Genomic DNA, 9552 nt, shown 5'->3' on the forward strand with positions numbered 1-9552 from the left:
GTAAATATGTGGGTCATTACAGGCAAATCAGATAGTCTATGCTAGCAGAAAAAGTGTAAAGTATGAAATACTATTTTAAAATAGGAAATTTAAGCAACTTTACCTCTCAGCGAACGATCCTTAGTACCAGGCCATTTACTAGTGATTTGTTTTGAGTTTCGCGTATCATGATACTTCACGCAAAGGGAGAAAATAAGGAGATTTTGCATGTTAATTAAAAATAAACCCGTCACACTAACGTTTTTCATTACTCTGTTTCAAACGATGAGTACAGGCATTATGTTTAGTTTAACCGTGCTATATTTAACGCTCTCACTCAAAGTCGGTGAGAGTGAAGCATATATGCTCAATACTGCACTTTTTTCGCTTTTTTATTGCTTACCACTCATTGCTGGTATTGTTGCTGATAAGCTTTTAGACGCAAAACGCACACTGATTATTGGGCAGCTTTTTAGTATTTTTGGCTTTTTTGCCTTAGCACAATTTGGTGAACCTTTCCTTGTAACAAGTTTAAGTTGTATTGCCATTGGTGGCGCATTTTACCTGCCAAGCATTTGGAAACTACTAAATAGCTGCTTTCCTGAGCAAAATACTAGGCGATCCTATTATTTCACGGTTGCCTATATTAGTTTAGCAACCGGCGGCATGATTGCGACTTTCAGCTCTGGATTTATTGCGGATTATTTAAGCTATCAAGCGGCCTTTTATATTGGCGCTGTCTATAACGTCATTGCTTTATTGATTTTTCTTTTATTTCAACATATATACCCAAAATCTAATAGCTCAGTTTCACTCAACAAATATATTTATAGCATACTCGTGTTTATCGTCACATTTATCATTGTGCACTATCTTATTCAACGACCAAGCACCGCTGCATTAACTATTTACATTGCCGGCATACTGCTTGTAGGCTATTTTTTCTATCTTGTTAAACAAGCTCCTAACATTACTCAGAAAAAAGGCGTGCTAAAGTTTCTTGTGTTTTGCTTGATTAATGTCGCTTACTGGAGTATTGCAACGCTAGCTCAAACCAATATTACTCTCTTTTCTGAGTACAATTTAAATCGGCATATTTTAGGTTTTATATACCCCGCTGGATCCGTCATTACATTTTGGTATGTCAGCATGTTTATTTGCGCAATTGCCGTAAGCTACTTTTGGTATCGCAAACTTAAACACAATGCCTTTGATCAAAAGTTCTTTATTGGTCTCATTGTCACCGCGGTTTCGGGTGCCAGTATTCCATTAGCTATCTATTTTAGTGGCGCTGATCATCAGGTTGCCTTTTTCTGGATTATTATATTTTTCTTCTTCTTGGGGCTAGGTGAAATTCTCGTACAACCCAATGGCAATGCTGCCGCTGGAGAATATATTAATGAGAAAAACAGAGGCTTTGCGCTAGGCGCTTGGCAATTTGCAAGTGGTCTTGGCGTTGCCGTCTCAGGTCAACTCTCTATGCTGACCATTACTGATAACAAAGAAACAAACTTATTATTGAGCAATCAAACATACAGCCATGTATTTTTATATATTGCGATTATTTGCCTTGCCTTTGGCGTCATTACATTTCTCATTAACCGCTTTTTGAGGACAGCACATTAATACCTTAATTTTGTGGTATTCACTTATAAAACAATAGCACTTAAAATACCCCCGTAGCATAAGCAATCTATCCACATGCTAACCGTATTACGGTGGGGGCCGATTGTACAGCGCTTTTAAGGCTTAAGGGGTTATAAGCTTTAAAGGCCGCTCGTACATATTCTATAATCCTAACAAACCAAATACAAAGAGTACGATAATGGCAACCATACATACAGCGGAACAATACGCTAATATTTATAAAATCTTGCAAAAACATGATAATTCCAAGCAAATCATAGATCATATTACCAAAGAAATTTTACCTACCATCAACTGCAATCGCTTTTTAGATATCGGTGCAGGTGAGGGCAAAATCACCAAAAAAATTTCACCACACTTTAATAACACTCTAGCGATCGAACCTAATCCTACTTACGCAAGTCTATTAAAGTCAATTGATAACTTAACCGTGATCAACCAAACTTTCCAAGAAGTTAAATTAACTGAGCAATATAACTTTATATTATGCTCTCATGTACTCTATCACGTCGATGAAAAAGACTGGGATGCTTTTGCACTAAAGGCATATAAAGCACTCGCACCAGGCGGTGTTCTGATGTTTGTTGTGCCATCTAACAAGGGTGAGCACTATGAAAAATGCATAAGTTATAATCCACAATATAAGTGCTATAAACTTCTTAAGGCAATTGCTAATAAACATAGGATTAACTATCGCCTTGAGATAACTGATGCTTTTTACAACACAACGACCCTCGATGAAATGTATCAAATTTGCCGCTTTTCAATCCTAGAAGACAGCTTCACTTATGAGATGTATCAAGAACTTTTACAAAAAGGGATTGAGCCCTTCAATGCAGATGTTATGGATTATGCTAAGCGTAAATATGTCGATGATGATCATTACTCACTAATTATTCACCCAGCCTTTATTAGCTTTCACAAACCCTTGTAATTATCGTAACAAACGCGCATAACGGCGCATATTCTGAAACAATCCATGGCTCTTAAACCATGCTTCAATATTCCCTGAAAAATGGCTACGATACAACTCCTGAATATTACGAATATGTGTACGCACTGTACCAACTGAGCACTGTAATATTCGGGCACTAACCACCGTACTATAGCCCTCAAAATACAAAGCCAAACATTTAATTTGCTGCTTTGTCAGGTAAAGTCCTTGCGCGTTAATTAATACATACAACTTTGCCAACATTGCATAGCAACGGCTATTTGACTCGTTTAACGCTTCTAATGTTTTCGCCGCTGTTTTACCATCGGTGATCTGCGCAAAAACACCTGCCATATCAGGTGATAACGAATATTCTTTGATTTTATCCTCTTGCCAACGCAACATAATTGAAGCATTAAAAACAAACTTCTTACCTGTGGTTTCTATACCGCAAAACTCACCAATATGCTCACAGTTTTCAGAAAACTGTAATACAGTGGTATCAGCACAATGCGCTTGCTGTAAGAAATCCAATGATCTCACATCAATCGATTGAAAGTAAAAAGAAAGATCCATCGCAATTTCATCACGACCAAAGGCAATGCCATAGTCAGTCAAGGCCAAACAATCAGGCGTTAGAAATTCGCCCAATGCATTGTTATCGCGTCCAATTAACAGAGCATCTAGGAATTCTTTCGTTTCATTAACCTTGTTATTACTTTTCGACATCCTTGTTCCTACTATTAATTACACAATATCAAAATCAAACATTTGATTAGCAAATGGCTCGTCAATCAATCTAAAATGCCACCATTCCGTTGCTATTGGCTCAAATCCAGCATTTAGCATCTCTTGACGTAATAACGCTCGGTTAGTAATAGCTTCTTTTGAGGCTTCTCTATTATCAGGATGTGACAAAGGATCCATATAATCGAAGATCGTACCCATATCAAGTGTTTGACCTTGTTGATCAATCAATGTCAGATCAACCGTACTACCGCTACAATGGTTTGATGTTTTATTAAAATAGCCTTGTCCAAATAAATCTGCTTTGCTTAAGTTAGGATAATACTGACGCTGCGTATGATTATCGTGAGTGTCTTGTGCCCATTGCCAAAAATCATCAACGGCTTTAGCGGGGCGATAAGCATCCCAAATCAATAGACTTAAATTATGCTTAGCCACACTTTGAGCCACCTGCTGCAACGCAGCGTAACAGGTCTTTGTCATCAGGCATTTATTGGCATAATAGCCTGCTACGCGTCTACCTACAATATTATCATCATAGCTATATTTAATGTCCCAACGCATTTGATCAGATTGGGCTAACTCAATAAACTCGCTATTCATAGGGTCGCTACTAAATATTAGAAAGGAATATCGTCATCATCAAAGTCATTCAGCTGGCTTAAATCTGGTTGCGCTTGAGGCTTGGCTTGCTGTGGCGCCTGATTGTATGTACCAGCTGCAGGCTGCTGCGGTTGCGCGGATGGTTGGTTAAATTGTGGCTGCGAATAGCCTTGCTGAGGGTTTCCATTATTTTGTCCATCATTGCGCCCACCCATTAACTGCATTTCATTGGCAACAATCTCTGTTGTATAACGCTCTTGTCCGTTTTGATCTTGCCATTTATTGGTGCGAATGCGCCCTTCAATATATAACAATGATCCTTTTTGTGTGTATTGCGCAATAGTCTCCGCTTGCTTACCAAATACCACCACACGATGCCATTCTGTATTTTCGACAAACTGTCCTGTTTGACGATCTTTATAGCCATCATTGGTCGCTAATCGCAAATTTGCTACTGACATACCACTTGGCATATAACGTACCTCAGGGTCTGCACCCAATCGCCCAAGCAAAATCACCTTATTTACTGTACCTTTAGCCATAAATCACCTTTTTATTCTAATTTTTCAGTCTGAAATTCACCGACCTATAGTATCACAATGATTGCAGCGTTAACACGCTTAGCATGTAAGATTATTGACAAACTTAATCAACGCATAGACCTTGATGTCATGCGCTCTTTTAAGAAGCTGACATATCACTTTTTATTACACAATACGCCATTTTGCCATAGTCCATTGCTTGCAAATCTGCTAATCTGAGTGACGTAAAACTGATAACAAATTGGAGTTAATCATTCATGAGTCGTTATGATAACATCAACATGGATAATTTATGGAATGAAGAACAAGATCATTTCAGTAATGAACAATATTATTCGTTGTTGATAGAACAATATAAAATCTACGTTGAAATGGCAGATCGCGCAAGCTTTCGTCGTGTGTCAATCAACCTGTTTTTCCTTATTGCCAATATCGCCATCGTTGGCATTATGGCGCTTGGCATTAGTCGATCAAGCACTGAGTTATCACTTGGCTTATTGGTATTGCCTTTATTAGGTTTATTAGCCATTTGCTATTGCTGGTGGCGTGTTGTACGTTTTTATCGCCATACGGTTAATATCAAAGAACAAGTCATTGGTGCGCTTGAGAAACGCCTACCTTCTAGCCCCATTTTTTCCGCTGAGCGTGTTACTGCATTACAAAAAGGCTCTTTCACGCCGCTTAAGCGTATCGAAACTTATATGCCCTTTGTATTCTTCCTACTATATATCGGCATCTATATCTATCTTTTGATTGCTTGGGGGAAATAAGTAATGACCACGACTTTAATCAACGATGAACTAGCCCAACTAAAGACACGGTACCAATCTTTTATTGATCAGGGTTTAAAGCTTGATATGACACGTGGCAAGCCATGTGTTGAACAACTTAATCTATCCGATAAATTACTCAATAACTTAAACCATCAAGATGTCGTTGTTGCACCTGATTATCGCAATTACAGCCCACCTGACTTACTTACAGGACTTCCCACAATCAAAACACTTTTTGCCGATGTCCTTGGCATTACGAGCGATCAAATCATTGTTGGCGGCAATTCATCACTTAATTTGATGTATGACACAATTATCAAAGCGCTCATTCATAAACTGCCAAATCAGACAAAAAGCTGGTCTGAACAAGGGAAAATCAAATTTTTGTGTCCAACCCCTGGTTATGATCGTCACTTTGCCATTTGTGAGTCTTTTGGTATTGAGATGATCAATATCTCTTTAACTGGCAATGGTCCGGATATGAATCAAGTAGAAAAACTCGTTGCTAATGACAGCAGTATCAAAGGCATGTGGTGTGTACCTAAATACAGCAACCCAACCGGCGAAAGCTACAGTAACGATACAATCAAGCGTCTTGCTGCGATGAAAACAGCAGCAAATGATTTTAGAATCTTCTGGGATAATGCCTATGCTGTGCATCACCTAGACATAGAAGATCAAGTGGAAATTCTTGATATTCTAAGCGAGTGCACCAAAGCTGGGAATGCCGATCGTGTATTCATGTTTGCCTCTACCTCAAAAATTACTTATGCCGGTGCTGGCATTGCTATCATTGCCGCTAACAAAGGTAACTATGACTGGTTAGTATCGCAGCTTAAAGTACAGACCATTGGTCATGATAAGATCAATCAGCTACGCCACTTAAAGCTTCTTCCAAACAAAGATGTTTTTATGCAACACATGGCAAAACATGCAGCTATTTTAAAACCTAAGTTTGATATTGTGAACGAAGTACTGAGTACTGAGCTTGGCACAAATGGTCAATTTGCACAGTGGCATGAGCCTAAAGGCGGATATTTCATTAGTTTTGATAGCCGACCAGCACTTGCCAAAAAAATTGTCAAAATGGCACAAGATGCAGGTGTTAAATTAACTAACGCAGGTGCCACTTATCCTTATGGCAAAGACCCACAAGATTGCAATATTCGTATTGCCCCTTCTCTACCAACAGTCTCTGAGCTTAAAATCGCGACCGAAGTGTTAGCCGTTGTTACCAAAATTGCGACATTAGAAGCTAATTAATTCTCCATAAACTTAGGCAGAACCAACTTACCTTTAACAAAAGGTGGGCACCATAAGAATTGAGTTGATAATATCTTTGAGAACTTAAACAAGCCATCGACAATACCATCTTCTTCACCTGTCATACGTAAGAACTGCGCTTCAAAAGGATAAAAGCTCGTGGCAAAACATGAGAACATTAATCCCCCTTCAAGTCGATCATTAATCCATGGCATTGATCGGCGCCACATAAATGCTTCAGGATCAAAACTCTCTTGTGCTGTGCGTTTAACATGAGCAAACGGTTTATTATCTTCAAATTCACGGTTATCATCCAAGCTTCGCCCAATAATCTCTTCCTTAGCTTGCTGACTTGATTTATCAAGCCATGCAAAGTCATGTTGCCACTTTTGAATAGCCCAAAAACTGGAACCATCCAAATTCTTATCATCACTTACAACAATCGCGGTATTAAATTGCTCATCATCTTTAGGGTTCTCGGTACCATCCTCAAAGCCAGATAAATCATGATCAACCATTTTACCATCTTGCTCATACGTTAAATAAGTGCAAGCACGTGAGATATCCGTGCATTTAAAGGCATCACTTGCAATAGCAATCATTTGACGCGCCTTATGCAGCAACATACCTTGATCATCATCTCTCAACCAAAGTACTAAATCGCAATGTGTTTTAGGTGCAAGCTTTTGCTGTTTTTCTGTTGGTGTATATACTTTGAAATTACTTTCTAGCTCCGCTTTATGCATAAGCGTTTCACCTAAGCCAATCACAGTAGATTGACCATCAATCAGCTGACGCAAGCTTTGCATAACCTCATTTAATTTGCTGTTATCCTCTAACACAAAAAATAAATAAATTGCCGATGACGGTAAGTTTTCTAAAATACCTTGCTGATATTTTGGGATCTTCATCATTACTCTTCACTCCATCCTTTTGCTCTTGTCACGGCTTTGTGCCAATAGTTCGTATATTGTGTGCGTAGTTCGTTATTAAGTGAGCTTGTAAACTCTTTTTCAACAGACCATAACGATTTTAACTCATTAACATCCGACCAATAACCAACAGCAAGACCTGCTAAATACGCAGCGCCTAATGCCGTTGTCTCTAACACTTGTGGGCGAATAACCTTGGCATTAAGCATATCCGCTTGAAATTGCATTAGGAAATTATTTGCCACAGCGCCTCCATCAACACGCATTTCAGTTAATGGAATATTGGTATCTGATATTTGTGAATTAACAATATCCACTACCTGATAAGCAATGCTCTCTAGTGCCGCACGCGCAATATGTGCTTTAGAGCTGCCACGCGTTAAACCAAAGATCGAACCACGCGCTGATTGGTCCCAATGCGGTGCACCCAGCCCTGCCATTGCAGGTACTAAATAAACACCACCATTATCGGCAACGGACAATGCAAGCCTTTCACTATCAGCGGCATTTTGTAAAATACCTAACTCGTCTCTTAGCCACTGAATAACCGCACCACCCATAAAGACACTTCCCTCTAGCGCATAGGTTGTTTTGCCATTAAGTTGCCAAGCAATTGTCGTTAATAAATTATTGTTTGAAACTGCTGGGGTCTCTCCTGTATTCATCATCATAAAACATCCGGTACCATAGGTGGTTTTTAACATCCCTGGTTCCGTACACATTTGACCAAATAGAGCTGCTTGTTGGTCTCCTGCTACACCGGCTATTGGAATTTTTGTTGCAAAAAGAGTAGTTGCTGTTTGCGAATACACTTCACTTGAGGATTTCACTTCAGGCATCATTTCCTTAGGAATATCAAACAGCTTTAATAAATCATCATCCCATTGATTGGTATGAATATTATAAAGCATCGTGCGACTTGCATTACTTGCATCTGTTGCATGTAGACGTAAGTTAGTAAACTTAGCCATAAGCCAAGTATCCACCGTACCAAAGCATAGCTTACCTTGCTTGGCTTTTTCACGCGCGCCATCAACATGATCAAGAATCCACTTGATCTTAGAGGCACTGAAATAGGCATCAATCACAAGACCTGTCTTTTCTTGGATCATTTTAGCATGACCTTCAGCTTTTAATTTATTACAAAAATCCGCTGTGCGTCTGTCCTGCCATACAATTGCATTATAAATCGGCTTACCCGTGTCGCGTTCCCAAACAATCGTTGTTTCACGCTGATTAGTAATGCCAATAGCAGCAATGTTTTTACCATTAATGCCCGCTTTAGTGATTGCAGTAGCAGCAACTGCAGCCTGCGTACTCCAGATTTCCTTAGGGTCATGTTCGACCCAGCTCGGTTTTGGATAAATTTGTCTGAACTCTTGTTGTGCCATTTCAACCACTTGACCTTTTTGGTTAAAAATAATCGCACGTGAACTCGTTGTACCTTGATCGAGTGTTAGAATATATTGCGACATGAATACGTCTCCTTATCATTAGCTCCGCCAACATCATATACGCTATAGCCGCTACGATACAAATATAAACGAAGTATTTTTGATAAATACACTATCATCGGCGTTATTCAGTTTCACTTCGTCAGTTCGGAATGGGTTAAAAGCACTGCTTTTAACGACTTTGAAGCCAGCGGATACTTTCTCCCGAGCGTTGATTCAAAGTCCGGAATGATCACCACGGAAGGTTTTACTATAAATCGTATACCACAAAGCAAAAAGGCACCGAATAGGTGCCTTTCTAAATAAAAAACCTGATGATGTTCTACTTTCACATGGCGAATGGTAAGACGGAACAACCAAATAGTGCCAACTATTTGCCGTCGAACGCCACTTGTAACGGATTAGCAAGTGGCCGATTTGAAAAAATACAGGACGTATTTTTGATAAATACACTATCATCGACGCTAACTGTTTTCACTTCTGAGTTCGGAATGGTGAAGCGGGAATACAAATAGCATCGCTATTTGCCGCTGAACGCCATTTGCTACGGATAAGCTAATGGCTGGCTTTGATAAAAATACAAGGAAGTATTTTTGAAAAGCTCAGGTGGAATAATATGCTTGGCAATGTCTTACTTTCACATGGCGAATGCCACACTATCATCAGCGCTAAATCGTT

9 protein-coding genes are annotated in these 9552 nt (G+C 39.3%); 4 read left to right on the forward strand and 5 right to left on the reverse strand.

What is annotated here, in order from left to right; translation table 11 throughout:
* The first annotated feature begins 207 nt into the window (after positions 1-207).
* Together IE867_RS13575 and IE867_RS13580 are read left to right on the forward strand one after the other, a co-directional pair.
* Complete coding sequence (locus IE867_RS13575) at positions 208-1605, forward strand: MFS transporter (RefSeq protein ID WP_192485255.1); 1398 nt, start codon at positions 208-210, stop codon at positions 1603-1605.
* A 199-nt stretch (positions 1606-1804) separates the two neighbouring features.
* A complete protein-coding gene (locus IE867_RS13580; RefSeq protein WP_192485256.1) occupies positions 1805-2560 on the forward strand; it encodes a class I SAM-dependent methyltransferase in 756 nt (251 codons plus the stop codon).
* On the opposite strand, the gene IE867_RS13585 is transcribed toward IE867_RS13580, so the two are convergent.
* The 3 genes from IE867_RS13585 to IE867_RS13595 are packed head-to-tail and all read right to left on the reverse strand — an operon-like array spanning position 2561 to position 4452.
* Positions 2561-3289: an ester cyclase gene (locus IE867_RS13585; RefSeq protein ID WP_192485257.1), complete on the reverse strand. Its 729-nt coding sequence runs from the start codon at positions 3287-3289 to the stop codon at positions 2561-2563. It abuts the gene before it with no gap.
* A gap of 18 nt (positions 3290-3307) precedes the next feature.
* Positions 3308-3910, reverse strand: coding sequence for a M15 family metallopeptidase (locus IE867_RS13590; protein WP_192485258.1), 603 nt, complete (start codon positions 3908-3910; stop codon positions 3308-3310).
* A 17-nt stretch (positions 3911-3927) separates the two neighbouring features.
* On the reverse strand, positions 3928-4452 hold the full coding sequence (locus IE867_RS13595; protein ID WP_192485259.1) for a single-stranded DNA-binding protein: 525 nt from the start codon (positions 4450-4452) through the stop codon (positions 3928-3930).
* 257 nt (positions 4453-4709) lie between these two features.
* Here IE867_RS13595 and IE867_RS13600 point away from each other — a divergent pair, with 257 nt between their 5' ends.
* Both IE867_RS13600 and IE867_RS13605 read left to right on the forward strand, forming a co-directional pair.
* Positions 4710-5222, forward strand: a complete 513-nt coding sequence (locus tag IE867_RS13600; RefSeq protein ID WP_117003111.1) for a RipA family octameric membrane protein — start codon at positions 4710-4712, stop codon at positions 5220-5222.
* A 3-nt stretch (positions 5223-5225) separates the two neighbouring features.
* On the forward strand, positions 5226-6488 hold the full coding sequence (locus IE867_RS13605) for an aminotransferase class I/II-fold pyridoxal phosphate-dependent enzyme (protein ID WP_192485260.1): 1263 nt from the start codon (positions 5226-5228) through the stop codon (positions 6486-6488).
* Here the strand turns inward: IE867_RS13605 and IE867_RS13610 are convergent.
* Positions 6485-7402, reverse strand: coding sequence for a Dyp-type peroxidase (locus tag IE867_RS13610; protein WP_225630075.1), 918 nt, complete (start codon positions 7400-7402; stop codon positions 6485-6487). The genes IE867_RS13605 and IE867_RS13610 overlap by 4 nt on opposite strands.
* Positions 7402-8895, reverse strand: coding sequence for a glycerol kinase GlpK (glpK, locus tag IE867_RS13615; protein ID WP_192485261.1), 1494 nt, complete (start codon positions 8893-8895; stop codon positions 7402-7404). Before glpK ends, IE867_RS13610 begins: the two co-directional genes overlap by 1 nt.
* Positions 8896-9552: the final 657 nt, after the last annotated feature.

The organism is Cysteiniphilum marinum (assembly GCF_014857925.1).
Lineage (GTDB): Bacteria > Pseudomonadota > Gammaproteobacteria > Francisellales > Francisellaceae > Caedibacter > Caedibacter marinus.

Excerpts from the sequence above, each read along its gene's own strand:
- IE867_RS13575 (WP_192485255.1), top strand. The coding sequence starts at position 208 with ATGTTAATTAAAAATAAACCCGTCACACTAACGTTTTTCATTACTCTG.
- IE867_RS13580 (WP_192485256.1), top strand. The coding sequence starts at position 1,805 with ATGGCAACCATACATACAGCGGAACAATACGCTAATATTTATAAAATC.
- IE867_RS13585 (WP_192485257.1), bottom strand. The coding sequence starts at position 3,289 with ATGTCGAAAAGTAATAACAAGGTTAATGAAACGAAAGAATTCCTAGAT.
- IE867_RS13590 (WP_192485258.1), bottom strand. The coding sequence starts at position 3,910 with ATGAATAGCGAGTTTATTGAGTTAGCCCAATCTGATCAAATGCGTTGG.
- IE867_RS13595 (WP_192485259.1), bottom strand. The coding sequence starts at position 4,452 with ATGGCTAAAGGTACAGTAAATAAGGTGATTTTGCTTGGGCGATTGGGT.
- IE867_RS13600 (WP_117003111.1), top strand. The coding sequence starts at position 4,710 with ATGAGTCGTTATGATAACATCAACATGGATAATTTATGGAATGAAGAA.
- IE867_RS13605 (WP_192485260.1), top strand. The coding sequence starts at position 5,226 with ATGACCACGACTTTAATCAACGATGAACTAGCCCAACTAAAGACACGG.
- IE867_RS13610 (WP_225630075.1), bottom strand. The coding sequence starts at position 7,402 with ATGATGAAGATCCCAAAATATCAGCAAGGTATTTTAGAAAACTTACCG.
- glpK (WP_192485261.1), bottom strand. The coding sequence starts at position 8,895 with ATGTCGCAATATATTCTAACACTCGATCAAGGTACAACGAGTTCACGT.